24 protein-coding genes and 1 pseudogene are annotated in these 24446 nt (G+C 44.9%); 16 read left to right on the top strand and 9 right to left on the bottom strand.

The features are described 5' to 3' along the window. Positions 1 to 49: 49 nt before the first annotated feature. Complete coding sequence (locus ACJJIK_RS01245; protein ID WP_444943938.1) at positions 50 to 1003, bottom strand: hypothetical protein; 954 nt, start codon at positions 1001 to 1003, stop codon at positions 50 to 52. Positions 1004 to 1198: 195 nt separating this feature from the next. Here ACJJIK_RS01245 and ACJJIK_RS01250 point away from each other — a divergent pair, with 195 nt between their 5' ends. Then, positions 1199 to 1825 (top strand): tRNA-(ms[2]io[6]A)-hydroxylase, encoded by a 627-nt coding sequence (locus ACJJIK_RS01250; RefSeq protein WP_444943939.1) that lies wholly within the window; start codon positions 1199 to 1201, stop codon positions 1823 to 1825. Between the two features lie 27 nt (positions 1826 to 1852). Here ACJJIK_RS01250 and ACJJIK_RS01255 read toward each other — a convergent pair whose 3' ends face one another. Further along, positions 1853 to 2134 carry a hypothetical protein gene (locus ACJJIK_RS01255; RefSeq protein ID WP_444945028.1) on the bottom strand — a complete coding sequence of 94 codons (282 nt, stop codon included), beginning with the start codon at positions 2132 to 2134 and terminating at the stop codon, positions 1853 to 1855. A 77-nt stretch (positions 2135 to 2211) separates the two neighbouring features. Next, positions 2212 to 2790 carry a TetR/AcrR family transcriptional regulator gene (locus ACJJIK_RS01260; protein WP_444931574.1) on the bottom strand — a complete coding sequence of 193 codons (579 nt, stop codon included), beginning with the start codon at positions 2788 to 2790 and terminating at the stop codon, positions 2212 to 2214. 99 nt (positions 2791 to 2889) lie between these two features. Between ACJJIK_RS01260 and ACJJIK_RS01265 the strand changes: the two genes are divergently transcribed. Next, positions 2890 to 3372, top strand: coding sequence for an HPP family protein (locus ACJJIK_RS01265; protein ID WP_444943940.1), 483 nt, complete (start codon positions 2890 to 2892; stop codon positions 3370 to 3372). Between the two features lie 658 nt (positions 3373 to 4030). Here the strand turns inward: ACJJIK_RS01265 and ACJJIK_RS01270 are convergent. Both ACJJIK_RS01270 and ACJJIK_RS01275 read right to left on the bottom strand, forming a co-directional pair. Continuing rightward, on the bottom strand, positions 4031 to 4291 hold the full coding sequence (locus tag ACJJIK_RS01270) for a DUF3081 family protein (protein WP_444931572.1): 261 nt from the start codon (positions 4289 to 4291) through the stop codon (positions 4031 to 4033). An 813-nt stretch (positions 4292 to 5104) separates the two neighbouring features. Then, positions 5105 to 5734, bottom strand: coding sequence for a transposase (locus ACJJIK_RS01275; RefSeq protein WP_444943941.1), 630 nt, complete (start codon positions 5732 to 5734; stop codon positions 5105 to 5107). A gap of 351 nt (positions 5735 to 6085) precedes the next feature. On the opposite strand from ACJJIK_RS01275, the gene ACJJIK_RS01280 reads away from it, so the two are divergent. The 5 genes from ACJJIK_RS01280 to ACJJIK_RS01300 all read left to right on the top strand — a co-directional run bounded on the left by ACJJIK_RS01280 (position 6086) and on the right by ACJJIK_RS01300 (position 11642). Beyond that, positions 6086 to 7132, top strand: a complete 1047-nt coding sequence (locus ACJJIK_RS01280; RefSeq protein ID WP_444943942.1) for a hypothetical protein — start codon at positions 6086 to 6088, stop codon at positions 7130 to 7132. Positions 7133 to 7275: 143 nt separating this feature from the next. Further along, a protein-coding gene (locus ACJJIK_RS01285; protein WP_444943943.1) for an IS3 family transposase occupies positions 7276 to 8831 on the top strand; the annotation gives its coding sequence in 2 pieces (ribosomal slippage) (positions 7276 to 7758 and positions 7761 to 8831; 1554 coding nt in all). A 211-nt stretch (positions 8832 to 9042) separates the two neighbouring features. Then, positions 9043 to 9939: a peroxiredoxin family protein gene (locus ACJJIK_RS01290; protein ID WP_444943944.1), complete on the top strand. Its 897-nt coding sequence runs from the start codon at positions 9043 to 9045 to the stop codon at positions 9937 to 9939. Positions 9940 to 9953: 14 nt separating this feature from the next. Next, on the top strand, positions 9954 to 10502 hold the full coding sequence (locus ACJJIK_RS01295; protein ID WP_444943945.1) for a peroxiredoxin family protein: 549 nt from the start codon (positions 9954 to 9956) through the stop codon (positions 10500 to 10502). Between the two features lie 231 nt (positions 10503 to 10733). After that, the gene (locus tag ACJJIK_RS01300; RefSeq protein ID WP_444943946.1) at positions 10734 to 11642 is read left to right on the top strand and encodes an alpha/beta fold hydrolase; all 909 of its coding nucleotides are present in this window, start codon (positions 10734 to 10736) and stop codon (positions 11640 to 11642) included. A 615-nt stretch (positions 11643 to 12257) separates the two neighbouring features. On the opposite strand, the gene ACJJIK_RS01305 is transcribed toward ACJJIK_RS01300, so the two are convergent. Next, on the bottom strand, positions 12258 to 12488 hold the full coding sequence (locus ACJJIK_RS01305) for a glutaredoxin domain-containing protein (protein ID WP_444943947.1): 231 nt from the start codon (positions 12486 to 12488) through the stop codon (positions 12258 to 12260). A 114-nt stretch (positions 12489 to 12602) separates the two neighbouring features. Here ACJJIK_RS01305 and ACJJIK_RS01310 point away from each other — a divergent pair, with 114 nt between their 5' ends. The 3 genes from ACJJIK_RS01310 to ACJJIK_RS01320 are packed head-to-tail and all read left to right on the top strand — an operon-like array spanning position 12603 to position 13533. After that, positions 12603 to 12977, top strand: a complete 375-nt coding sequence (locus tag ACJJIK_RS01310) for a cupin domain-containing protein (RefSeq protein WP_444943948.1) — start codon at positions 12603 to 12605, stop codon at positions 12975 to 12977. Next, positions 12887 to 13342, top strand: coding sequence for a cupin domain-containing protein (locus tag ACJJIK_RS01315; RefSeq protein WP_444943949.1), 456 nt, complete (start codon positions 12887 to 12889; stop codon positions 13340 to 13342). Before ACJJIK_RS01310 ends, ACJJIK_RS01315 begins: the two co-directional genes overlap by 91 nt. A gap of 35 nt (positions 13343 to 13377) precedes the next feature. Next, a complete protein-coding gene (locus ACJJIK_RS01320) occupies positions 13378 to 13533 on the top strand; it encodes a helix-turn-helix domain-containing protein (protein ID WP_444943950.1) in 156 nt (51 codons plus the stop codon). 121 nt (positions 13534 to 13654) lie between these two features. Here the strand turns inward: ACJJIK_RS01320 and ACJJIK_RS01325 are convergent, their stop codons facing one another. Next, positions 13655 to 14548: a LysR family transcriptional regulator gene (locus tag ACJJIK_RS01325; protein WP_444943951.1), complete on the bottom strand. Its 894-nt coding sequence runs from the start codon at positions 14546 to 14548 to the stop codon at positions 13655 to 13657. Positions 14549 to 14750: 202 nt separating this feature from the next. Between ACJJIK_RS01325 and ACJJIK_RS01330 the strand changes: the two genes are divergently transcribed. Continuing rightward, positions 14751 to 15413: a peroxiredoxin-like family protein gene (locus ACJJIK_RS01330; protein ID WP_444943952.1), complete on the top strand. Its 663-nt coding sequence runs from the start codon at positions 14751 to 14753 to the stop codon at positions 15411 to 15413. A 580-nt stretch (positions 15414 to 15993) separates the two neighbouring features. Here the strand turns inward: ACJJIK_RS01330 and ACJJIK_RS01335 are convergent. After that, entirely contained in the window at positions 15994 to 16899 is a 906-nt protein-coding gene (locus tag ACJJIK_RS01335; RefSeq protein ID WP_444943953.1) for an AraC family transcriptional regulator, read from the bottom strand. A gap of 169 nt (positions 16900 to 17068) precedes the next feature. Here ACJJIK_RS01335 and ACJJIK_RS01340 point away from each other — a divergent pair, with 169 nt between their 5' ends. The 3 genes from ACJJIK_RS01340 (at position 17069) to ACJJIK_RS01350 (ending at position 20256) form a co-directional block, all read left to right on the top strand. Next, positions 17069 to 17815: a cysteine hydrolase gene (locus ACJJIK_RS01340; RefSeq protein WP_444943954.1), complete on the top strand. Its 747-nt coding sequence runs from the start codon at positions 17069 to 17071 to the stop codon at positions 17813 to 17815. A 1143-nt stretch (positions 17816 to 18958) separates the two neighbouring features. Further along, the gene (locus ACJJIK_RS01345; RefSeq protein WP_444943955.1) at positions 18959 to 19609 is read left to right on the top strand and encodes a peroxiredoxin-like family protein; all 651 of its coding nucleotides are present in this window, start codon (positions 18959 to 18961) and stop codon (positions 19607 to 19609) included. 80 nt (positions 19610 to 19689) lie between these two features. After that, a complete protein-coding gene (locus ACJJIK_RS01350) occupies positions 19690 to 20256 on the top strand; it encodes a carboxymuconolactone decarboxylase family protein (RefSeq protein ID WP_444943956.1) in 567 nt (188 codons plus the stop codon). A 113-nt stretch (positions 20257 to 20369) separates the two neighbouring features. Here ACJJIK_RS01350 and ACJJIK_RS01355 read toward each other — a convergent pair. Beyond that, positions 20370 to 21515 (bottom strand): annotated as a pseudogene (locus ACJJIK_RS01355) (IS3 family transposase). Between the two features lie 560 nt (positions 21516 to 22075). Between ACJJIK_RS01355 and ACJJIK_RS01360 the strand changes: the two are divergent. Both ACJJIK_RS01360 and ACJJIK_RS01365 read left to right on the top strand, forming a co-directional pair. Further along, positions 22076 to 22450, top strand: coding sequence for a hypothetical protein (locus tag ACJJIK_RS01360; protein WP_444931570.1), 375 nt, complete (start codon positions 22076 to 22078; stop codon positions 22448 to 22450). Between the two features lie 34 nt (positions 22451 to 22484). Continuing rightward, complete coding sequence (locus tag ACJJIK_RS01365) at positions 22485 to 23954, top strand: hypothetical protein (protein WP_444943957.1); 1470 nt, start codon at positions 22485 to 22487, stop codon at positions 23952 to 23954. Positions 23955 to 24446 lie beyond the last annotated feature (492 nt).

Here is a 24446-nt window from a genome sequence, read left to right on the forward strand (position 1 = left end):
GGGCCGCTATTGGCAGAGGGTAGGCGTGGGGAAGTGTATCGGATTGACCTCAACGCTGCTGGCGCAAAAATACCCGTAGCGCTGGCAGAAACGGTTCATTGGCGATGGCCAAATCCCGCCTCTGTCGCCGCCGGCTCAGACTCGGCTGGTGATCGACCCGGGTAAATTCGGGTAGCTGCCCGGCCTCATTGGCCTCTACCAGTACCGGCATAGAGGAGTAGCCGACTTGGTGGTACTCCTCTTCCTCATCCTGGCCATAAAAGATTTCGGCAACCTGAAGGTTGGGGCGGCTCTGTATCTGTACCTGGCGCAAATCTTCCTGTTGGCTTTTGTGCAGTCCGGCCAGCAGTTGGCGCTGATACTGGATGCCCGGATCGGCTCCCTGGGGGTCCAGCTGCACCAGCTTCTTTTCACACCACTTCACCGTGACTTTGCGAATGGACTTGCGCGCTTTGATCCACGACAGGGTAAGGGCGTCGGGGCGCTTCGGGCACATCAGCACTAGGCGATAGCACTGGCGTAGATGCGCGCGAGGATACCCCGCATCCGCAAGGATTTCCCGTACGGTGCGATCCTGTTCGGCTACCGGCCGCTCGGCCAGGGCGCTGCGAAGTTCGGCAATAGCCTCGGCAAAGCGCTCTTTGTGGTGGTTGAGTTGTTGTGCGCACCCCAGCGTCTTGGCCGGTACTGCCAGCAGGCCGGGCACCTGCAAGGTGGCGCGAGCATCCCCCCCAGCGCTGATGGGCTCCAGGTAGTCGAGTTGTGAATAGAGGGCGCCAGACAGTGAGTAGGGGCGCTCAAAAGTCTGGTTGAGGCTCAGGGCCGCGTCCTGCGCGAAGGGCGGCTGGAGTAGATAGTGCTGCCAGGGTTTCTCCGCATTTTGCAGGAGTTCCAGGGATTCTCTCAGGGTTTGGGCGGCGCCATGGAGGTTTTCCAGTAGCGGGGGTATGGCTTTTGCCTGGGTTTGGTAGTCATTCATCAGATAGGCCGGATAATAGGTCACTTTTATATTAATGCACTTAATAAATCGTTATCAATAGAGGGTGCTTTTATGCTGATAGCCCTCCCGGCGGGTTACCTGTAGAGCCTGTCAGCAGAGGGGGGAGGCTTACTGGTCGTTTAAAAGCGGGCGTTTGTGACTTGGGACCGCTATAATCCCGCGCCAAGTTATTTTGCTTCGATTAAGTTTGTTCGTCCTATGAGTGCTCAAGTTCCAGATCTGTCCGCTATCAATGAATTTCTTCTGTGTCCCACACCCGACGCCTGGGTGGAGGCGGCTCTGAAAGAGCCGGAGATGATGCTGATCGATCACGCCAACTGCGAGAAGAAAGCGGCGGGTACAGCCCTGAATCTGATGTTTCGCTACCTGAATGACTTTGAGCTGCTGAACAAAATGTCGCGCCTGGCCCGCGAGGAGCTCCGTCACTTTGAGCAGGTGCTGGCGATTATGGAGAAGCGCGGTATCGCCTATCCCCATGTGAGTGCCTCACGCTATGCGGCGGGCCTTCGCGCAGAAGTGCGCAGTGCTGAGCCGGGCAGGCTGATAGATACCCTGATTTGTGGCGCTATTATCGAGGCGCGCTCCTGTGAGCGTTTTGCACGAATTGCGCCGCAGTTGGATGATGAATTGCAGAAGTTTTATCTCTCGCTGCTGAAGTCTGAAGCGCGTCACTTCCGCGATTATTTGCATCTGGCGCAAAAGGCCTGCGATGAAGATATTCAGCCTAGAGTTCAGGCCCTGCTGGAGAAAGAAAAGGAATTGGTGCAAGGTACTGATGGGCAGTTCCGTTTCCACAGTGGTGTGCCGGAAGGTGCCGGGCAGTAAAGGCGCCTTAAGTTCTCACTGGGACTCTTAGATTTCCACAATGGCTGACACACTTGGCGATAGCAAAAGAGGCCGGCTGGCATGGACTGGTTGGCCTCCACTAGCCTTGGATAGCATCTTTGTTGGTTTTCTTGCCTGTCTACGCCGCTCTTCAGCCATCTGTTGAGAGCGATAGCCTCTTCCGCCTCGATTATGAGCGGGTTCTCTGCTGATCGTAGGCTGGCTAACACCAATCTCCCTGGCAATTACCCTCTGACTCCAATCTCTTTTCTTTAGCGCCCAAATCTGGCATCGTTGCTTTTCGGTCAGCTGTCGCTAACGTTTTGTCATCACTTAATCTCTTGGTGGAGAAGAAGCGGCAGATGTTACCTTCGCAAATTTCCAGTTTATTTGTCAGCATAACTATTCAGAACTTTCTCCAGTATTCCTTTGGCTTCCAGCGCCGCATCAAGATTTCCCTGAACATGGGCCATTGAGATTGCGCCTTCCTTAAGCAGAGCAGTCAGGCTTGTGATCTCTTCTGTTATTTCCTCTGGAAGAGATAACTCCTCAACATGTTTTCGAATCAATAGCGTTATCCCAGCTTTGTGTTCGGCACAGGCCCGATGGATGGCATTGTCTTGGTCACCGAATTCAGCGCTGGCATTGATAAAGAAGCAGCCATTGAAGTGGCCAATATCTGGAACCTGACTATGAAACCAGTCAGTTAAGGCATTAAATAATTCTAGCAATGCGAGCTTGCCTGCAGGAACATTTTCCAGCCTCGATATCAGCCATGCCCGGTAACTGTGATCACGATAACGTATAGTCGCCTCTACCAAATATTCTTTGCTCGGGAAATGGTGATAAAGCGTCTTTTTAGCTATGCCGGACTCTGCCAACACCAGGTTCACACCCACGGCGTGAATGCCGTGTATGTAGAATAACTTAAAGGCGGTACGAACCAGCAATTCTTGCTTATCCATTGGTAATACCTATATCAGATGCTCGAATCTTGACATTGGTAGACAGAACTGTCTACCCTAAAGTAGACCGGCCTGTCTACCATAATAGAGGTTTTCCCTATGTACAATCGCCTGATTACTTCACGTCATTCTGTTTCTTTGCTGGCGGGCCTGGGAGCAATGTTGTGTATTACCGCTCTGAGCAGCTTGGGTAGTGCAATTCAGTCCACCATTTGGCTGATTCCTCCCTTTGGTGCGACGATGGTAATCCTTTTCGGATTACCGGAAAGCCCGCTTGCACAGCCTAGGAATATCATCGTAGGGCACCTTCTAACAACCGCGATCGGCCTTTCTGTAGCAGCTTTAGCGGGAGTTACACCCTGGTCTATGGGGTTAGCTGTAGGATTAGCGGTAAGCTCGATGCTTCTGACCAATACTACTCACCCACCAGCTGGGGCCAATCCTCTGGTCGTTATGCTCGCAGGTGAACACTGGGATTTCCTGTTGATGCCGGTGGCGGCAGGAACCGTTCTGATTGTGGTATTCGGGGTGCTATACCACCGGCTTATTTCCGGGCAGCGGTATCCGAAGCGATGGTTGTAAGCAGGGTTCTTCAGGCAAACTGAACAGCTTGACCGGCAATAATGCCGGGGGCTCAGTTTGCTCATTTGCATAACGCCTTGCTAAGCGGTACGCGTTAGCAGGTCCAGTAGTGGAGCCCGTTTTTTTGGCCGGAGCGATATTTAAGCAGCTTGGTACACCCAGCATTGGCGTGAACTAATGGGGTGAAAGCCCCCTGTAGGAAGATGGGCTCCATTAAGCGTTAACTACTAGCGAGTGGCAACAGCAAGGTCGCGAGGTCTTGTGGGGAGGAAGCCGCTAGCAAAACTACCAGCTGGCCCATGAGTAGACCCGGCCCGCTAGCCACCATCGTGGGATAGAAAAAATGGTGGAACATAGCAGCGCCTCGCTCAGCAATGAGCAAGGTGATTAAACCGAAGTCAGCCGACGGCATAGCAGCCTAATGCCAAGATTAATACCTTGGACCTGAACCTAAATCCATGAGTTAAAAGATAAGGCTAGCCTACCGATATATTTCCAGTCGGTTAACGTTGAGGTAGCGCACTGCCATAACATTCAGCATCGTTGGGTAGAGATTCATTACGGATAGGGAGCCGCCCATTGCGGACCCGCACGATGGGTACGTGCATCATCTCGCTGCTTAAAATTTGCACGCTTGGGTGTTTTTAGGTTCCTCCTCTCACTTCGAATCAAGCCTATCCAGCAATCGGATAAACTCTTCAAGCTCTTTACTGCTGGTAGAGTCCACAGAAAATTTATTGTGGAAAAATACGGTTAGTTTTACTTTGGGGGAATTGATAAAAATTGTATAACCGTCATAGTCGGTACTGACCGTCAGCCCCTGGTAATGCCACTCATTGCCTTCCTTGTGCCCCTCCTTGGTCGCTTTATCAAATACCCGCAGCGCTTGTTTAACGTCAATCTTCTGTTCGGTATCCATTGCTGCTTGCCCCTGCCACTAAGCTTGTTGTTTTGAGACGAAACGGTCTTTGATCTGGAAGCTTAGACGACATGGGTACCGACATCCATAGCTCTCCTTCGTATAGATACCTGGAGCCTCTGAACAACCCCGTTATGCCTCTGTAAGCCCCGAAGGGCGGGCCTTGAAGGCCACAGCTGCTGCGTTGCAGCTCTTGTAAAGGACTAGGGCCATTCGCGGCGAACTGCGTCTAACATCTGTAGCCTTCAAGACCCGCAGAGGTATTACGGGGTTGTTCAGAGGCTCCTTAACTGGCTGGTCTACCTGGGTTTGCTGCCATTTGTCGTTGGAATCTTTATGCTGTGGTTGGGGTTGTCCATTTTGGGGGGGAGTCCGCGCCTGTTATTAGTGCCGTAATACTCAGTTTTCTCTGTGGTATCTGGTGGGGGGACGCTGCTGATATTTCGCACTGTCGGGGCGCTACCGGTGCTATTGCTCAATTTCGCTTTTGTTGTCTGGGCTGAGGCCCGGTTAAATCCCAATCTGCCGGGGCGGAATCAGCATTTCCGCACCCGCAGTATCGTGACCTATCTCGTAACGGTCCCTCGCTGTTTTCAGTGATGGACGATCTTTTATCGATTCGGTGATTGCTAGGTTAGGTATTGCTCAAACCTATGATAGGGCGCTGAGCTTACTAATGAAAATGGTGAGCTTATTGAGTTACCTCTTGAAACTGCAGTTTCTGGTTCACCCCTCAATGCATTGATCTTTAGTGGCAGAATTATACCGGCTAAGACAAAAGCATTCCGGTTTGCTGGCGATCTGGAAGGCTGGTCATTCGTCCTCGTCTTTGTGGCCCCAGATCGCCTCGGCTTTTTTTGACAGTATGAGCAGCGCAGCGGTTTCTGCGAGTGCCTTCTCCTTGCGTTGCAGCTCTGCCTCAAGCTTTTTAATACGCTTTTTCTCGGCCTTACTGGCTTTTTGGTTGCGCTTCGACTGCTCGTCAGATACAGCATTAGCTGACATGCAGGTCGCTTTCCAGGCCTGAATCTGCTCGGCAAAAAGGCCGTTTTTGCGGCAGTATTCACTGAGTTCCACCTCAGTCATCGGGGCGGCCTCAAGGACGATTCTGAATTTTTCTTCGCTACTCCAGTTTTCGGGAGTGGCAGAGTTGGACGGCAAAACAGCACCTCGTTGTCTAGCGGCTTTGCGCCAATTGTACAGGGTGGCGGTACTGATGCCTTCCTGACTAGCCAGTTCGGCCACGGTCATACTGTGAGGCGGTGCCATCTTCTTGAAGATGGCCTCTTTACGTTCGGGTGAATAGTGGGGCATGATCGAACCAGGTGAAAGAACCGGTGCGTTTCGTGTTGCAGGGCGGACAATGCTGAAGGTGGCAAAAGTCGGATCAGTGCTGAAGATTATGCCATTGCCATGTTGAATGAAATCGAGCAGCCAAAACACTTCCGCACGATATTCAATGTTGCTTACTGATTGGTAGAATCGAAAAAACTTACCAAGGGTAAGCTGTACTTATACACTCAACTTTCTCTCCTTAGGTGCTTAAATTCTTTACAACACCGATTAATACAACCTTTTTTGACACTAAACGCCAATTAATGCAGCCTCTATTGTATCATTATTTGATACTATAAATTTCTAAATGCTATGTTTATTGGATTAAAAGGTACAAATAAACTCTCTCATTAATAATTTAGGTTCAGAGTTAGCTTGCTTTAAGAGCTCTCTGCCAGTAACCAGGTTCTAAATCTTTAACCTCTGATTGAGAATTGAAGGCATGAGAGGAAGTCGAGAATGTTGTGCAAAAATCAAGAAAAAACTCAAACTGCTGAATTGGAAAAGGGCGGTTTCTCCTTGTTAGAAGGTGAAACACCATTGGCTTTTGCACCGACTATTACTCTCAATCAGAAGGATGAGTGTATACCTCAACATTATTTAAAGTACCAACACACATTGCAATCGGTTGAAGCCATCTTACTTGATGTTAGTTATGATGAAAGATATCCGGTTTTCGCTGTAGAAACTGACAGACAGCTTTATATACAAGTCGGAATTATAGGTTACGATAATTATCGTTCCATAGAATCTCAACCCAGCAAAAAAATTGTTTACGGTCGTAAATGGCGTGTAGAACCTCATCTCCCAAGTTCAGAGATCATTCAAACTGCATACTTAGCACTTCAAAAAGCTCGCGAGCATGAAGTAAGAGAGCTATTCAAGCTCCACAAAAAAGAAAAAGTCACAACACCGTTTAGCACACATCACGATTTACCCTTGATGGCCAAATACCAGGGTATGTTTGTCAACATACGTGAACCCGCTTCGGAATCAGTTGTAATACAAAGCCTTGAAGATCTTAGGTACGATGGCGCTAGCCTTAAGCTGGTAGAGATTACCCCTGTAAATGGTGGCCCCTGGTTGCTACAATTGGAAATGACGCCAGGGCCCCATAGCCAATTACCAGAGGTTGAGCAGAATACATTCAATTTACTGGTAGATGATTTGAGTGAAAACACACTTTTTTATAGCTTAATGGACACATTTCTTTCCTGGAGTAATCGTCATTTGGAAGAATTTTTCTACTTTCAAAACTATCCACGCTTTTCACGAAAAAACAGCATTAGAGCTATCTCTGAATTGAGCCAAAAGACCCGTTGTCGCAAAGCTCTACAGCGAGTAAACGGATTTAATGCTCAATTTGAACAATCAAATTATGAAATCGACAAGACCCGAGTACCAACGCTCTCTGATAGCAATCTAGGACGTAAATTAGCCGCTCAAATTAAACGTCATGACATCACTGAAGGTATATTACCTATCGATTGTGAGCAGTTTTTTTAATGTGAATAGACAGTAGCCACTCGCAAACATGGTTGCGTTTTTGGTGGGTCTGCTTTTTTAAGAGTTCGGTGAATCCCCCTGTGTCAGGATAGTTGTCGCCTCTTTAAAATGGAAAGTAAGACAGGGGGCGGTAAGAGGAGCAAATGCCCCGTTACTCAATAGAACGCAAAGCCTCAGTACTTAAGAAGCTGCTGCCACCGGATAATCGACCTATCCCAGAGGTTGCTGTGGAGGAAGGCATTAGTGAAGCTACCTTGTACAATTGGCGTCAAGAAGCCAAAGAAAAGGGGGTCCCTGTGCCTGGTAGTGGTAAGCAGAGTAAAAATTGGTCAGCAGAAGCTAAGTTTGCTGTCGTCGTTGAAACAGCAAGGCTCAGCGAGGCTGAACTCAGTGAATACTGCCGTAGTAAGGGACTGTACCCCGAGCAGGTGCAGGCCTGGAAGACAGCCTTTATCGAAGGGACGCTGTCGGATGCTGAGCGACGCAAACGGGAGCGTGAAGAGGCTCGGCAAGCTAAGCGGCGTATCAAGGAGCTGGAGAGGGATCTCAGACGCAAGGAGAAAGCGCTAGCTGAGACAGCGGCGCTGCTGGTGCTTAGAAAAAAGTTGAATGCCCTCAGGGGAGAGGTAGACAGCGGGGACGATTGACTCCGGCCCCAGAGCGGCATCAACTCATTGGCTGGATAGAAGAAGCCGTGGCAGCCGGTGCCCGTAAAGCCCCGGCTTGTGATGAGGCCGGCATCAGTCTGCGCACCTTGCAGCGCTGGAGAGGTGAAGAGGGGGCAAAGGAGGATCTTCGTCCCAATGCACAACGCCCAATACCGAAAAACAGGCTAACGGAAGAAGAGCGAAAAACTGTTTTAGCCGTGTGCAATAGCCCAGAGTTTGCCAGTAAGCCGCCGGGGCAAATAGTGCCTGCACTAGCAGATTGCGGTGAGTATATAGCCTCAGAATCAAGCTTTTATCGGATATTGAAGGCTGCGGGACAACTACAACATCGTGGGCGATCACGGCCGAGGAAAAAGTATAAGCCGCCTACCACTCATGTGGCAGAAGCACCCAATCAAGTCTGGTCGTGGGATATAACCTATCTACCATCGAGAGTTAAAGGGCAGTATTACTACTTGTATCTGGTGGAGGATATTTATAGTCGTAAGGGCGTGGTCTGGGAGGTGCATGAGTGTGAATCTGGTGAGCATGCAGCCACGCTGATGCAAAGGGCCATACTCCGAGAGCAATGCTTTACTAGCCCCCCAGTGCTGCACTCTGACAATGGTGCCCCGATGAAGTCGCAAACGTTACGAACCAAGCTGTACGACCTGGGGGTTCAAACTTCACATAGTCGCCCACGGGTTAGCAATGATAATCCCTACTCAGAGTCACTGTTCCGTACAGTAAAATACTGTCCTAGCTGGCCATCACAAGGATTTAACTCCTTAAATGCAGCGAGAGAATGGGTGGAGGAATTTATGCGCTGGTACAACCATGAGCATCTGCACAGTGGCATCCGCTATGTCACTCCGGCAGACAGGCATGCTGGTAAGGATACAGTTCTGTTGTCGAATCGCAATAAGGTCTATCAGTTAGCGCGTGAGAGAAATCCACTGCGTTGGTCAGGAGATACAAGGAACTGGAGACCGATAGGATCTGTAGCGCTAAATCCACAGAGAGCGGAGCCGGAAACTAAGACTGCTGCATAACAATGAAAGGCGACAACTATCTTGAAAAATACCGAACCCAAACCTGAGTTTAATATACTTATTCCTACTCACTAATGGACCTATAGAACCAACACTATTGTATCCATTTTGGAAACATTGTTCCTCTAATTTGGCTGATTATCAAATTTAAGCTTTACATTACGATAGATAGTAAGTTTTGAACATTAACCAAATGCTTTAGGAGCTTGAAATGAAAACAAAACTTATCTTACCAATGATTCTATCGAATATGTTAAGTGGGGTAGGGTCCGGTGTTATGATCTATGTATCTGGAGGCAATCCGATTTGGATAGGAGCGCTTTTAGCTACTTTGCCTTTACCATTTTTCTTGATGGTGCTGACAAATGTATTCAGTATTTCAAGAACATCAGAAAGGTTACCGGCTATCCAGGCAATTAATTTTGCCGGTGTTGCATTAGTTGCATATACACTTTATTCCACTCAAGCTCCACTGTCCTTTGTCCAGTATATTCCTGTTGCAGTAGCCGCACTGGGCTTCGTGTCTCTACATTGGTATGTATGGTCATTTTCCTACTACAATCGAGGAAAAAGCAAAGCTATAGCAAAAGGTCGGACACTGCCTGAAATGCGCTTCAAACGATTAGATGAAACCAGTGTCTCTTCCTCATCATTTAATGGTACTAAAACGCTCATGGTTTTCTTCAGAGCCAACTGGTGCCCATTCTGCATGAATCAACTTAAAGAAGTGAAGAAGTATGCTGATAAACTGAAGCAAAACGATGTAAAAGTGAAGTTTATCTCTAATCAAGGTTTCGGTAATTCACAAGCACTCGCCAAAAAACTTGATTTACCTAACCACTTTGAAATTCTTCAAGATGAAGGATTAAAAGGTGCTAAAGTTTTGGGTATTGAAGATATTGATGGCTCTCCTGCAGGAATGCCCGGATACCCCAAGGACACAGTTATGGCAACAGTGATAGTTTTAGATGAAGATGGAAAGGTAGTATTTGGTGATGAGACTGACAATTACCGCAGACGACCAAACCCAACTACATTCCTACATGTTTTTGAAAAATCAAAAGCGCCGTCGGAAAAGGCAAACTCAACCCTTAATAGCATTGCATAGCGAGGTATCTAATTATGAAGCAGCAATTTGTGATAAAGGTATTCTTTCGTGGTGACTGGTGCCCATGGTGTAATGCCTACTTGAGAGACTTCGACAGCAACATTGATAAAATTCATCAGCTGGGTGGAGAGGTAATTGGTATCACTTCCCAGGCAGGAAACCAATCAAAGAAAAATAACAACTTACGGTTTGATATTACTGTTGATAATGAAAACGTGGAGGCACGGAAGTATGGCATAGTCATTACTCCACAAAATGAAGTTCCTTATCCAGATGGTATTGATGCTTATTCACATGGAATGGTTCAACCTGGCGTGGTTATCGAGGACACCAGTGGAAATATTTTATACCGTTGGGCCATTAACCCCAATGAAATGAACCTTGGAGGTGCAAAAGATCGCCCTCTAGTTAGTGACATCGTTGATGATTTGGAAAATATTCTAGTTGGAGCGAGCAAAGGAAGTAAGACTGCTTTCAAGACAACCGATATGGATTATCTGAAAAATGAACACCCTGTTGAATATAAGCAAATCCAAGCGTATTTAGCATCAATGGGTAAGTAAAATCTTTCTATTTGCTAATTCATCCCTTTCCATTATGGAAAGGGGTTTTTCTATACTGTACTCAGATTTTTATAGATAGAGGGTGAGATTTTGGAGTTTTTCTTCCTAAGTCTAGCTAGTGTGGATATCAAGGTTAGGAATAGGTCCGATATATTTCTTAACAATTCTAGATTTGTACTCTACACATGGTGAAACTACCACAACTGCTTAAAAATGGATTGGAGTTTGAATATGAAAAAGTCGACCGTAAATTTTGGCTCAATTGTGTCAGAAAATTCAGTTAAACACAGAACTGAATCCGTTGATGGCATCAATATTTTCTACCGCGAATCAGGCGATCCATCGTATCCAACTATTGTTTTGTTGCACGGGTTCCCTTCTTCTTCATATCAATATCGAGAAGTCCTTTCTCGGCTAGGAAACGAGTTTCATATTATCGCACCAGACTATCCAGGTTTTGGCTACAGCGATAAGCCGAGCATTGAGGAATATGAATATACGTTTGATAATCTTGCTTCGACGATATCGAAGTTTCTCGATCAGCAAGGCATTAAGAAGTATTTTCTGATGATCCATGACTATGGTGCACCTGTTGGCTTTCGAATCGCGACGTCTAAGCCAGACCAAGTTACCGGTTTCATTGTGATGAACGGCAATGCTTACAAGGAAGGCCTGAGCGAGTTAACTCTCCAATCACTCAGCAGCAAGCGCTCATTTGAAGATGAACAAGCAAAAGTTAACGGCTTTATGAGTCTTGAAGGAATCCAGTGGATGTACACCAGCGGTGCAAACAACCCTGAAAACATAAGCCCTGATGGGTGGCATTTAGATCACGCTGTGGTTGATGAGTTTGACACGTCAGCCTTAAATCTTGAATTACTTTATGACTACCCAAATAATCTCAAACATTATGTGGATTGGCAATCTTACTTGAGAGAAATGCAACCGCCAATGCTAATTGTATGGGGGGGAAATGATCCCATCTTCCCAGGTAGCGGAGCTGAAGCCTATAAGAAAGATGTTAAAGTAATAGACTTTCATCTGTACGACACTGGTCATTTTCCGCTGGAGGAGTATGCAGATGACATTGTCCAAAAAATGCGTGTCTTCTTAAGAAAACAAACTTCAGTGGCTGAATAGTTTGATTTAGATATCTTATAGGGATTAACGGGAATTCCTCAACTGGAATTCTCGATCTCGCTTTTTCTCAAACCTGAGCATCAAACGCTCAACTTTATGACTTCTTGCTATTGAGAACATACTCATCAACACAATAATGCCCCCTTAAGAACTTCTTCAGAGCGCTCTTCATAAATTGTTGTCGTTGATAGATTGTCATGATCAGCTATTTTCTACCACCTCCACTGATTCCTTCTGCTTATGAATTACATTAGTGATTAATGAGCACCAGTCGGAGAGTAAGGGGCACTTTTGAGTAATAGAAAGAAGGAGCTTGATGTTTAGAGGTCATTCTTTAATTATTAAAAGGGAAGGTCACCTATCGAACCTTAAGGCTATCGTATACCCGGTTCGCTTCAGTATAGAAAAAGGTCCTAGAGATGTACCCGTGACTATTGTCAACCCGTCAGTTATTGATGATAAGGTCCCTAACTATTTTGAGAGTAGCACTGCGTCTCTTTGTGGGAGCAAGGAAAAGCCAGAGTCTAAAGATAAACACTTTAGTGAATAGGGAAAACTAATAAACCAAATTGTCATTTAGCCCTCTTACACGAGGGCTATTATTTCATCGTATGCTTATTTCGAAGAAAAATAACTAACCAAATCTGCATACCCTCCGATATATTCCTCATTGATTGTGATCTGAGGAACGGTACGCTTTGGTGTTAGTTTCTGCATTTCAGCATATCGATTGGGATCACGCCCAACATCAAACTCTGTTATTTCAAAGTTATTTTTAGTAAGTAAAGACTTGGCTGCTACGCAATATGGGCAGCTAGAAGTCGAATATATGGTTGCTCTTTTCACAATAAATACTCTAATCAAGGATGAAGTTCGGGGCAATGTCAATATTGTGCCTCCATTAAGAGTGAATTATAGTGCACCCAATAGGTATTAATAGACGTCAATCGTCCATATAATATGTCAGAAAGTCCAGATGTATATCTTGAGGAGCCAGATGCGTTAAGTACGCTATTCACAGGCTTGGCACTTAGCGCAGAAATATTTGTCGATGGCGAATTCTGTGGTACCTGGGTTCTCGATGCTTCTGGAAGCAGGAAGATGACCTTTCACTTGATAGATCAAGGGGAGGCATGGCTGCATAGAGAAAATCAGCCACCAAAGAGGCTTGAACCTGGTGACCTGATAATTTTTCCGCATGATGATAGCCATGTATTGAGTAATAGTTCGATACCCCCCCTGATTTGGATACTATTAATGCTCTACCACAATGGACCCCTGATCTGTCAGTCACTCGTATCATCTGTGGATATTTCGAATTTGAAAATTCGATAATTTGGCCTCTACTTGATACTTTAGAGTCTTTGATTTTATTGCCGGTCAATAAGCACAGTATCGCTCTTCATGGTGTCAAAACCTACATAGATCTAATTATGTTAGAGCTTAACCACAAGCGGCCTGGCTCACACTCAGTTGTCAATCAACTTGCTAAGCTGCTATTCATAGAAGTTCTTCGCCAGCAGATAGCAATTGGTCAGGTTAAAAGTGGGCTACTAGCCGCTCTATTCGACAATAAAATAAGCCGTGCTCTTGCAGCAGTACACAATAATCCCGAACGCTCTTGGTCACTACAGAGAGTCTGGCAAAACATGCCGCCATGGGAAGGTCATCTTTTGCCAAAAAATTCCATGATCTTGTAGGGACTCCGGCGATGCAGCACTTAACTGCTTGACGTATGCAGCTAGCCAAACAACTCTTAATGACAACTTCACTATCAACGGCAGAGATATCTGATAAGTGTGGCTATGAGTCCGAATCCGCTTTTCGCAAAGCATTCAAGAAGCAACTTGACATTAATCCTGGTTCAGTAAGAAAGAGCCGTAAGCTGTAATTCCCCTCAAAGAAGTAAGCTTCCTGCTTCAATCATTTTTTAGCATTCTTTGAATAAAGCATGGGTCTTAATGGTAGAGGATATTTAGTGTATACCTTTAGTCCAGCTATTAGATCAAAGTCTAACCAAGCTCGTTTTTTAGAAACTCGATAAAAACCCTTGTTTTCGCAGGCATTGCTCTACCACTAGGAATCAGTGCGCTAACAGGTGGACCGGGTACTACTTTATCTGGGAATAACTCAATAACTTCACCATTTTGAATAGAAGAGCCGAGTGCTTTGTCATAAACCTGCGCTATACCCATACCACCAACAACAGCGTCTATCAGAGTTCGTCCATCTCTGAATATTGCTACTGGGGAAGGGGAGAATTCAGTAATTGAGCCATCACTTTCTCGAAATGACCAATCTCTCATTTTTCCAGTGGGCGCCCGGAAAACGAGAGCTTCATGGTCTCGTAACTCAGTTAAAGTCTTAGGTTTCCCTTTTTTTGATAGATAGCTAGGTGAGGCACATAGAATACGCTTAGATTCGCACAAGGTTTTTGCGATAAAAGAGCTATCTTCTAGTTCACCAATTCTCACGACGACATCCCATTCACCTTTGATAGCATCCTCTAGGCTGTCAGAAAGAGAGACTTCGACCGTAACCTTGGGGTGTGATTGTGTGAAACCTTTTAAAGCGCTTACAATATTTCGGCCAATTCCTATAGGTAAATTGATGCGTAAGCGCCCAGCAGGCTCATCCTTTCTAGCATTCAGTAGTAACTTAGCATCATTGATTGTCTCAATCGCATGTTTTGCAGCATCAAGAAATATCTTGCCTTCTTCGGTCAACCTGATACTGCGTGTTGTTCTGTTGAATAGCTTAAGACCCAATTCCTCCTCAAGCTTCTTAACGGCCTTACCCGTGCCTGATTTGGTTGAGTTCAATGATGCCGCAGCTTTTGTAAAGCTACCATGCTCTGCTACAGCAATAAACACGACTATCTCATTCAAGTGAGCTTGTTGGAACATCGATTGTGTCCTTAAGGGATACAGTGAGTTTCAAAATAGCATGTTTATAGAAGATATCAAACTGTCTACTCTAGTCGACAACGGTTTGGGGTAGACAGTTCTTTAAGTCTATATAGATAGTCAACCAATTGGCTGACTAGTCACACTAATGTCTTACCCATAACCTTTGGTTAGAAACTTTAAGCGATTACAGGAATGGATTATGTCTCTTCAAGAGAAACTAGATGCTTTTAAAGAAGTGTTTAAAAAACAGGCCCCAGAAGGTGCTTTCGAAGCTTTTGCCCGGTCCTCCCAGGAATTGGCAGATAGTGGCCAAGCAGAACGATCTGTTAAAGTAGGAGAGAAAGCTCCAGACTTTGCATTGCAAGATTCTGACGGCAATGAAGTTGTATTGAAAGAGCTACTTGCTAAAGGTCCCGTTATTCTCACTTTTTATCGTGGAGTTTGGTGCCCGTACTGCAATATTGAGCTCCAGGCATTAGAAGAAGTTGCAGAGGAAATCAAGGCTCGTGGTGCAACCTTGGTTGCTATTTCTATGCAAGGGCCGGGGGAAAGCCGTAAGTCTCAACGAGATAATAAGCTGAGTTTCCCAATTCTAACTGACCAGGGTGGTGAGCTCGCAAACAAATTAGGTATACGCTGGACATTACAGTCCTACGTAATTGAATTCCACAAGATGTTCAAGGTTGAACTCCCGACCATCCACCGTGATGGAGAGTGGAATCTACCTATGCCTGCAAGATATGTGATCGACACCGATGGCACGATTGCTTATGCTGAAGTGAATCCTGACTATACACGTCGTCCTGAGCCGAGCGATTTGTTTCCGGTCCTTGATAAGCTGAGTCAATCTACAGTTGCATAATGTAGAAACACTTCTACACATCATAGAATGTGACTAAACCCCGCCCCATTGGGCGGGGCTTGTGACTTATATGGTCATATCCGAAGTAATCCTGGTGTACGCCTGTCACCAACAGCAGATACGAACTGCCTTTCCGCCTTTAGCACCACTACGAATAGACATTTCTTTTTGGAGGAGTTAAATTAACTAATTTTGAGACGGATAGCAAAAATCGTTGGTCAATTTTTTGGCGCTATTTGTCTATTATGGATTCTATCACTCCCTGAAAGTTGGAGGTGATTCACCTGAGGCTTCAGTAACAACTTCATGTGTTGCAATAGGGTTTTTTCTTATTTGTCATTCAGGTTTGATTGATCGTAGCTTCTTGAAAATCCATATAGAAAACTTAAAGTTGCTAGCTGTGAGTGCAATATCTTTGGTTCTCGTTGAACTCAACGCTTCACTTTCGCTTACGACATTTGTTGGTGCTGTGGCTATGATGATCTGCGCAGTAAAGTATTCTGTAGAGCAGATGATTTTGGAGGCTGTTAGGCTGTTAGGCTGTAGAAGCTACTGAGTTATTAATAAATAACTGGAAATGTCAAGATTCGATACCTTTCCTTCTTGCTGCTCCGGGACCATAGCCAAAGTGTTTTTTAAATACTTTACTAAAACTGGCCTCGGATTGATAGCCAAACTGATGGGCTACTTGAGCAGTTGAATTTTTCTTTTCATAAAACTCTTGGTGAGCACGCTGCATTCTCCAATTGGTAACATACTGCATCGGTGTCTTTTTCACTAAAAGCAGGAATTTTTCAGAGAATGATGATCGAGACATAGCAGCAAGTTTGGATAATTTATCAACTGTCCACGAGTATCCTGGATCAGAATGGATAGACTGTAAAACTTTTCCCAGCTTGGGGTCCGCGAGTGCTTTAATGTATCCATCGGTAAACTGTGAGCTCTTCATATGAGCGCGGACAATATAAATAAATAATATTTTGGACAAGTGATCAATAGCAATTTTCTCGCCAGGCAAATTGTTTTCTATTTCAAATGTTAAAAAACGAGTCACCGTTTCAATTAGTGCAGCGCCTTCAGCCAAATCATTCTGAACGATTAAAACCTCAGGCAAATCTTCATGAAGAGGATTCCAGCTAAAGTGATCGAGTTCAAAATAACCGCATATTAAACTTGTAGCAGCCCTACCTAAAGCCTGTCCCTCATCATTAGGTTGGTTAAGTTCCAGTTTAAGGTCTGGTGTGTCCTGACTATGGGTTATTGTATGAACAGCATCATGAGGAAATACCACCAAGTCACCGGCCCTTAATGGTATTGGCACATCCTGAGAGGGTAAATGTAACCAGCAAACACCACGGGTAACAAGATGAAAGGTGGCCTTTTGCTCTCCGGAGGTGTCTACCCGCCACGCGCCATAAAATTGGCTGTATAAAAAAACATGTGCTTTTAAGTGGAAAACCCGGAGCAAATCACTTAACACGTCCATAACGGCAAACACCTAAAAACCATATATTCATACGATCTGACATAAAATACATATTCTAAAGCATTTATCATACAGATTGTAAGGATATTATACGTTCCAGGTTGAGTGCTAGCAATATCCTGCTTGCTTACCCTACATAACTTAATAGCTTTGGATAGGAAAATACCTGATGAATTTTTTAAATAATCTAGTAGCGCCAGTTGTAGCACTAGGGTTTATCTCTTTCTCATTAAATAGCTTTGCCGGTCAAGCCGAGCCTGGTATGAAGATTGATCCGGAGCGGACTGCAATCGTAATAACCGACCCGCAGAATGATTTCTTAAGCCCTAATGGTGTAACCTGGGGTGTGGTGGGAGAAAGCGTAGAAAAAAATAATACAGTTCAGAACCTCGAACGGTTAATGAAAGTTGCAGGGAAAAAGGATGTGCCTTTATTTATTTCCCCACACTATTACTACCCTCATGATCATAAGTGGAAGTTTGAGGGGAACCTCGAAGTGGTAATGCACAAACTTGGTATGTTCAACCGAGACGACCCTCTAAGCTTAAACGGGTTTGAAAACTCTGGAGCTGATTGGTTGGAGCAATATAAGCCATATATAAATAATGGTAAGACAGTTGTGACCGGCCCGCATAAAATTTATGGCCCTGAGACAAATGATTTGGTACTCCAACTGAGAAAACAGGGGATTGATAAAGTAATTCTTGCAGGGATGTCTGCAAATCTATGCACAGAATCGCATATGCGCGAATTATTAGAGCAGGGATTTGAAGTGGCTGTTGTAACCGATGCAACAGCTGGTGCAAATTTGCCCGAGGGCAATGGCTACGAAGCAGCAATGATTAACTTCAAGTATATGGCTAATGATATACTTACCACAAAAGAAGCGGTTAAATTGATTAAAAAGGAATTCTAAGTAAGTAAACGTAGGCATAATCAAATTCTCTATAAATCTAGTTTATAGTGAGTGGTTATGCCTACAAAGGATATTTGCAGACATTTGATGGATAAGCTCTTTGATTATCTAGGGGCCCTCTGATCGACGATCAACAACTGGCGGATGAAATCTGTATTCGGCAGTGTCATGAAATGGGACCCGTCACTTTTCGGGGTTCAATGAGGCACACCAGAGTCAGCCGTTCACCTTCTTCTCCACGATAGGTGTAAAGTTAACCGCACGGAAAATGCTGGGTGCGAAGCTATGGCCAATATAGATGTCGCCGATGCCATGCCCAATATGAGAAAGCACCTGTACTGTTGGCTAGCCAGGGAGCGATCCCATAGGAACTTCTATGCGGCGCTCCCCACTCGTTTGCCCTTTCTGTGATGCGCCAGCGAACCAGGACTCTTGGATTATGGTCAGGGCATGTAGCACTCTTGGCCAGCTACCGCTGTGGACGTTGGCATGGATCAGCCCGGCATGTCGACCCTTTTCTATTTGTTGGTGAATGTGCCACGTTAGTGGCTACCCTTTGCAGAGAAACAATCCCAGATTGGCCATTTCTCACGGTTAGAGCCATTGCTCAGATACGATAGCACGCCAATTTCTTGAAGCAGTGAAGGAGTTGAAAAGAAAGGAGGTCGAAATGATCCACTTGATTAACGCTATGCACAATAGCGTTGTTTTCAGCTCAAAACGCAGTATCTCCATTAGATCTCTCTCTAATGAGGACTCATAACGTCCCATTTCGGGTGCCAGGCCTGATACGCTGCGGTTGGCAATGCCTATTTTTTTCGAACAGGGTTATGCTTGAGTATGGCTCTCATTTTCACTTACCTATGTAAACTTGGACCATATTGCCATTTTCCGATGTATCTTACAGGAGTCTTATCAGTCATTATTCAAAAATAAACCAACAACGTAGAAGTGATTCTTTAGCGGCTACCCTAATCGTAAGGGTGTAGTTCTTCTATTTAGAAGTTTTTTGTAAGTGATGATCTATAAAGTTCACTTTTAATTCTTCTATACTCTACTTCTATTATTAAATGTTCTCTAAAATCAATTCATGATTTTTAACTCTATGATCTCTTATCAAATTTACCTCAAAGGAGAAAAGCAATGTCTCTCGCCAACGAACTCGGTGCGTTTAAAGCTGAATTTTTGAGTAAAGTTGATGGTCGAGTAGCATCAGTAATGGAAAACGCTTCAGCTGATTTAGAAAAAGAATTCCATAAAAGACCGTTATTAGGTGTTGGTGATCATGCCCCTAACTTCACATTACCATCAGCTACCAACAAATCCGTTAGTCTATCTAAGAAATTGGAAGAAGGGCCAGTAATCATCTCATTTTATCGTGGTAGCTGGTGCCCTTATTGCAATCTTGAGCTTCGTGCATACCAAGAAATTCTACCAGAAATTAAAGCATCAGGAGGTTCTCTTATTGCTATTTTACCTCAAACCCCTGATTCATCACTTTCAACTATGGAAAAGAACGCCCTTGAATTCGATGTTCTTTCTGATGTCGGTTCCAATGTAGCAGAGAGCTATCGTGTTGCCTTTAGGTTGCCTCAAGAATTACAGGTCTTATATAAAGAACTTGGTGGTAGTCTACCTGAATATAATGGCACTGATGACTGGGTACTACCTGTATCTGCCACCTTTGTCATTAATAGAGAAGGTCGCATTGTTTTAGCAAGTATTGATCCAGATTATCAAAATAGACTGGAGCCCGCTGAGGCTTTAGCTGCTATTAGAAACCTTACAAACTGAGCTCACAAAGAAACAAATTTTATCTCTTCTGTGCAATCTTATATCAGGCAATGTAAAGCATATGTTATGCGGAGAAACTAATGGTCAACTTTACAACATATACAATTGACACAGCTCCTAAAGACTCTAAACCTATCCTAGAAGCGGCTAAGAAGAAATTAGGTTTTGTACCGAATCTAATGGCTACTATGGCCGAATCACCTGTAATGGTAGAAGGCTATCTTACCTTGATGGGCTTATTTGACAAATCTCGTTTGAGTGCAACAGAACGCGAACTTGTCTTGATGACAAATAGTCGTTTAAATGGTTGCACCTATTGTATGGCTGCTCATACAGCAGTTTGTAAAAAGGCTGGTGTTGATGAAGATGTAATTAATTCGTTGCGTAGTGGTACCCCAATAAATGACCCGAAGCTTGAGGCATTACGCAAATTTTGTATCATTATTAATAAAAAGCGTGGATGGGCAACCGAAGAAGAGGTAGAAGAGTTTCTAGCGGCAGGTTATACCAAGGAGACGGTTTTAGAGGTGATTGTTGGAACCAGTCTTAAAGTACTCTCAAATTATTCTACTCACAATCTAAATGTTAGTCTTGATGAGGCTTTTTTACCTATGGCCTGGAGTGAAGATATGGATAAGTCCTGTTAAGACTAACTCAAGCAATAAACGAACCGCTAAGAGACTGAATCAATTATTCCTGTTTTTTTAGTAACTACTCACCCCTAACCGGTATTTTTCAAGATAGTTGTCGCCTTTCATTGTTATGCAGCAGTCTTAGTTTCCGGCTCCGCTCTCTGTGGATTTAGCGCTACAGATCCTATCGGTCTCCAGTTCCTTGTACCTCCTGACCAACGCAGTGGATTTCTCTCACGCGCTAACTGATAGACCTTATTGCGATTCGACAACAGAACTGTATCCTTACCAGACATGCCTGTCTGCCGGAGTGACATAGCGGATGCCACTATGCAGATGCTCATGGTTGTACCAGCGCATAAATTCCTCCACCCATTCTCTCGCTGCATTTAAGGAGTTAAATCCTTGTGATGGCCAGCTAGGACAGTATTTTACTGTACGGAACAGTGACTCTGTGTAGGGGTTGTCATTACTAACCCGTGGGCGACTGTGTGAGGTTTGAACTCCTAAGTCGTACAGCTTGGCCCGTAACGTTTGTGACTTCATTGGGGCACCATTGTCAGAGTGCAGCACTGGGGGGCTAGTAAAGCATTGCTCTCGGAGTACGGCCCTTTGCATCAGCGTGGCTGCGTGTTCACCAGATTCACACTCATGCACCTCCCAGATCACGCCCTTACGACTATAAATATCCTCCACCAGATACAAGTAGTAATACTGTCCTTTAATTCTCGATGGCAGATAGGTTATATCCCACGACCAGACTTGATTGGGTGCTTCTGCCACATGAGTGGTAGGCGGCTTATACTTTTTCCTCGGCCGTGATCGTCCCCGCTGTCTACCTCTCCCCTGAGGGCATTCAACTTTTTTCTAAGCACCAGCAGCGCCGCTGTCTCAGCTAGCGCTTTCTCCTTGCGTCTGAGATCCCTCTCCAGCTCCTTGATACGCCGCTTAGCTTGCCGAGCCTCTTCACGCTCCCGTTTGCGTCGCTCAGCATCCGACAGCGTCCCTTCGATAAAGGCTGTCTTCCAGGCCTGCACCTGCTCGGGGTACAGTCCCTTACTACGGCAGTATTTACTGAGTTCAGCCTCGCTGAGCCTTGCTGTTTCAACGACGACAGCAAACTTAGCTTCTGCTGACCAATTTTCACTCTGCTTACCACTACCCGGCACAGGGACCCCCTTTTCTTTGGCTTCTTGGCGCCAATTGTACAAGGTAGCTTCACTAATGCCTTCCTCCACAGCAACCTCTGGGGTAGGTCGATTATCCGGTGGCAGCTCTTACCGTCCCCTGTCTTACTTTTTCATTTTAAAGAGGCGACAACTATCCTGACACAGGGGGCTGCAGGGAGGCTACTTTATTTTGGCGGCGCGGGCCCTGGGACTCGATTGCGGACCTATGTCGGGGTTTGATAACGCGCTGGTCGATAAAGAATTCTTCAGTGACAAGTACTCGGCAGCCACATTCGTGCCCGGAGCATCTTCCCGCTTGCTCTATAAAATCCAATTTTCTGTGCAATCTCGGTTATGGTGAAACTGAAAAATTGTACCCACGTAATCCTCGATTGGATTTCGATGAGGTGTGCAGAATTTTGTGAGTTGCTGTGCCTGGCGAAACCGGATAATAGGATCTTTGATTGCTTTATCTTTTACGTATTTTTGTCGAGCCTCTAAGGGTTGTCGCTCTATCTTTCTTTGATATAGGTATCTCTCAATATAACAATTTTTAGAGATGCCTATAGGTCGTACTTAAAATCCCTTCATTCTGGTGCTCTGCTAATTGAACATAGAGCTGCATCAATGATGCTCTTAATTTTTAATTGGTAAGGAGAGTTTGAATGGCGAATTTATCTGGTTGCTCATGCGATAGCCAGTCCCTTGAGGGGAGGTTTTCTAACCTGAAGGTTAGGCTTGATGCTATTGGGGATTTTAGTGTGTCAGATGAGTGCTACGAGACCGATATTTCTATAAGCGTTACATTCGATTTTTGTGGGAGTGATTCAGAGGTTGTAGTTCCATTAAGTCTTAGTCAGGTTTCCTGCGGAGAGGTAGAAAGAAAAATTTTAGCGGAAAACTTCATAAGCCTAAGTAGTAATACGTTAGTTGATAGTGTACTTGGTTACGTTGATGGATATTTGAGTCAGACATCTAGTGGGAAACTATTGATAAAAATTGATGGTTTAAAAAACATCCATCCAGTTTGGCCTTCGTAGGGTTGACTTAATCTAATTTAGGAAAATTGTAGCTATGTCTTATTCTATTCCTTTTGATCCGGCACTGACGCTGGGAAATATAGTTCCAAATGATCATATTGAAGTACTTAAAGAGATTGATGGTCTTCAACGTGAAGTTGATAAAGAAAAGGAGAAGCTTAACTCACAAATCATGTTGAAGCATGAAATTGAACTTACTAAGCAGGAGCTGGTTAATACGGGGGTGCAGGTAGATAATCTTGAGGAAAAAATTTCTGATATTGCTGAAGAAATTTCTACTACTGCTGAAACTTATGCAGATGTAGCTCTTGCAAAATATCCGGAAATACAGGAGGCAAGGGCGAGCCTCCCCGCGATTAATAGTAGTATAGAGAGCCCAATTGATCTCAATAAAAGTGAGATTAAAAGGACCCCCATCTCTTCCGATTCAATGAGTATGAATGCTCAATATTTTAGCTATGAGGAGAACTTCCAGGCCAGCAGCGATGTTATGGCGCAGATATCTTCGTATATCAGTGCCTCAACCTCTTTTATGGGAAGTTCTCGTTCTGCTGAAATCAGCAATTCAGTGCAGACTCAAATTCAGCAGCAAATCGAGCATCATAGTGTGGCTGGGACACTGCTAATTACTGCCAATTGCACTCATAAGCAGTCTTCAATGTACGCCCCGTTTATTATTGATGTTGACAAGGGGATACGGGCCTGGAATGCCGTCTTCCAAGATAATGCTAATCTGCTTATCGATACCTCAGATCCGAACAGTATTTGGCAAATTGCAAACTCAGATCCTGCTGAGGAGACGATGAATATTCTCTCGGGAGCGACCTACGGGTCTAGCTTTGTGGGGATGGTTCATGTACTGCGTGATAATACCACTCGCTCTGCACAACAGATGCAGGCTGCGGCTGCCAGTTTACAAGTACAAATGGATGCCGGTAGTTGGTTTGCTGATGTCAGCGGCGGTTTCGGTGTGGATGCCTCTTTTGCTGAAAGCGTTAAGAGTGTATTAAGCTCAAGCAGTATATCCTCCCATGTGACCTTGGTGACCCATGGCGTAATCCCGACGATTCAAGCAAATACCGTTTCCCATGTTATCAAAGGTTTTAGTGATGATGATATGGCGGAGACCATGAATAAGTTGGCCGGTTTACAGAATCGGACGGCAGATAAGCATGATAGTTTGCGCGAGAGTGCTGAGGCAGCCAGGACAGGTGCAAGATTGATTGCATTGGAGTCTGCCAAGCTGGAAAGTGCTGTTACGGCGGTTAAAAAGCTTGATGGTGCTAGTAATAAAATGTTGGATATCGATACTCTGATGACGGCATTTACTTACTATGTTGATCAGGCGGCAGCGGGTGAGGCGGGTGTTCCGATTAATTTCTTTATAAAGCCTATCAATCGCCGTCAACTTGCAGAAATGTGGGTGGCTAAGCACATTCCTGGACGCTATATCACTTCAGATGGCGATGATGGGGGTGTGGATGTGATAGATATGAGTCAATAGCCAGCCGTTTTTATTGGTGCTTGATCCAGCAGTTGCTTTTTTGAGCTGCTGGTTTTTTCACTCTTGTTGACTTTGTCTTGGCTCCGTTACTGATCTGCTATGGTCATTTTGAGGTGTTATTACGGGAACTTTTTGGTGATCCCGTATGTCTGGCTTAAAGGGTATTGCAAATACTTGTACTCTTGGCGCATAGGTTTAGCACTTAATCATACATCTGTGTTAGGTGTGTTGGTACTTTATATGTGGAGGCGACACTGGGCGTGCGGCCTGGTTGTCTGTTTTGTAATTTATAGATTAGATTTTTAGTGTTTTCTGCCCTGTTTGTGTGCCGCTCGGTAGGGGTGTGAGGTGTTCAATAAATTAACAATCTCTTCTTTCCTCTTCTCTAAATTTAAAAGCGTGTTCCTGCCGTTGTAAAATTTTTTCGGCTTTCTTTGTCTCGTCAGGATTTAAAGGTTTTTGTTTTTGAGTGCTATTAAGTCATTTTTTAAA

Source organism: Microbulbifer regidiadema (SeqCode) (genome assembly GCF_052466995.1).

What these genes read in the sequence shown, in the direction of transcription:
- ACJJIK_RS01350 (WP_444943956.1), top strand. Translation starts at nt 19,690, where the DNA reads ATGGTCAACTTTACAACATATACAATTGACACAGCTCCTAAAGACTCT.
- ACJJIK_RS01290 (WP_444943944.1), top strand. Translation starts at nt 9,043, where the DNA reads ATGAAAACAAAACTTATCTTACCAATGATTCTATCGAATATGTTAAGT.
- ACJJIK_RS01345 (WP_444943955.1), top strand. Translation starts at nt 18,959, where the DNA reads ATGTCTCTCGCCAACGAACTCGGTGCGTTTAAAGCTGAATTTTTGAGT.
- ACJJIK_RS01330 (WP_444943952.1), top strand. Translation starts at nt 14,751, where the DNA reads ATGTCTCTTCAAGAGAAACTAGATGCTTTTAAAGAAGTGTTTAAAAAA.
- ACJJIK_RS01270 (WP_444931572.1), bottom strand. Translation starts at nt 4,291, where the DNA reads ATGGATACCGAACAGAAGATTGACGTTAAACAAGCGCTGCGGGTATTT.
- ACJJIK_RS01280 (WP_444943942.1), top strand. Translation starts at nt 6,086, where the DNA reads ATGTTGTGCAAAAATCAAGAAAAAACTCAAACTGCTGAATTGGAAAAG.
- ACJJIK_RS01260 (WP_444931574.1), bottom strand. Translation starts at nt 2,790, where the DNA reads ATGGATAAGCAAGAATTGCTGGTTCGTACCGCCTTTAAGTTATTCTAC.
- ACJJIK_RS01310 (WP_444943948.1), top strand. Translation starts at nt 12,603, where the DNA reads ATGTCAGAAAGTCCAGATGTATATCTTGAGGAGCCAGATGCGTTAAGT.
- ACJJIK_RS01340 (WP_444943954.1), top strand. Translation starts at nt 17,069, where the DNA reads ATGAATTTTTTAAATAATCTAGTAGCGCCAGTTGTAGCACTAGGGTTT.
- ACJJIK_RS01300 (WP_444943946.1), top strand. Translation starts at nt 10,734, where the DNA reads ATGAAAAAGTCGACCGTAAATTTTGGCTCAATTGTGTCAGAAAATTCA.
- ACJJIK_RS01365 (WP_444943957.1), top strand. Translation starts at nt 22,485, where the DNA reads ATGTCTTATTCTATTCCTTTTGATCCGGCACTGACGCTGGGAAATATA.
- ACJJIK_RS01295 (WP_444943945.1), top strand. Translation starts at nt 9,954, where the DNA reads ATGAAGCAGCAATTTGTGATAAAGGTATTCTTTCGTGGTGACTGGTGC.
- ACJJIK_RS01335 (WP_444943953.1), bottom strand. Translation starts at nt 16,899, where the DNA reads ATGGACGTGTTAAGTGATTTGCTCCGGGTTTTCCACTTAAAAGCACAT.
- ACJJIK_RS01360 (WP_444931570.1), top strand. Translation starts at nt 22,076, where the DNA reads ATGGCGAATTTATCTGGTTGCTCATGCGATAGCCAGTCCCTTGAGGGG.
- ACJJIK_RS01325 (WP_444943951.1), bottom strand. Translation starts at nt 14,548, where the DNA reads ATGTTCCAACAAGCTCACTTGAATGAGATAGTCGTGTTTATTGCTGTA.
- ACJJIK_RS01320 (WP_444943950.1), top strand. Translation starts at nt 13,378, where the DNA reads ATGCAGCTAGCCAAACAACTCTTAATGACAACTTCACTATCAACGGCA.
- ACJJIK_RS01250 (WP_444943939.1), top strand. Translation starts at nt 1,199, where the DNA reads ATGAGTGCTCAAGTTCCAGATCTGTCCGCTATCAATGAATTTCTTCTG.
- ACJJIK_RS01265 (WP_444943940.1), top strand. Translation starts at nt 2,890, where the DNA reads ATGTACAATCGCCTGATTACTTCACGTCATTCTGTTTCTTTGCTGGCG.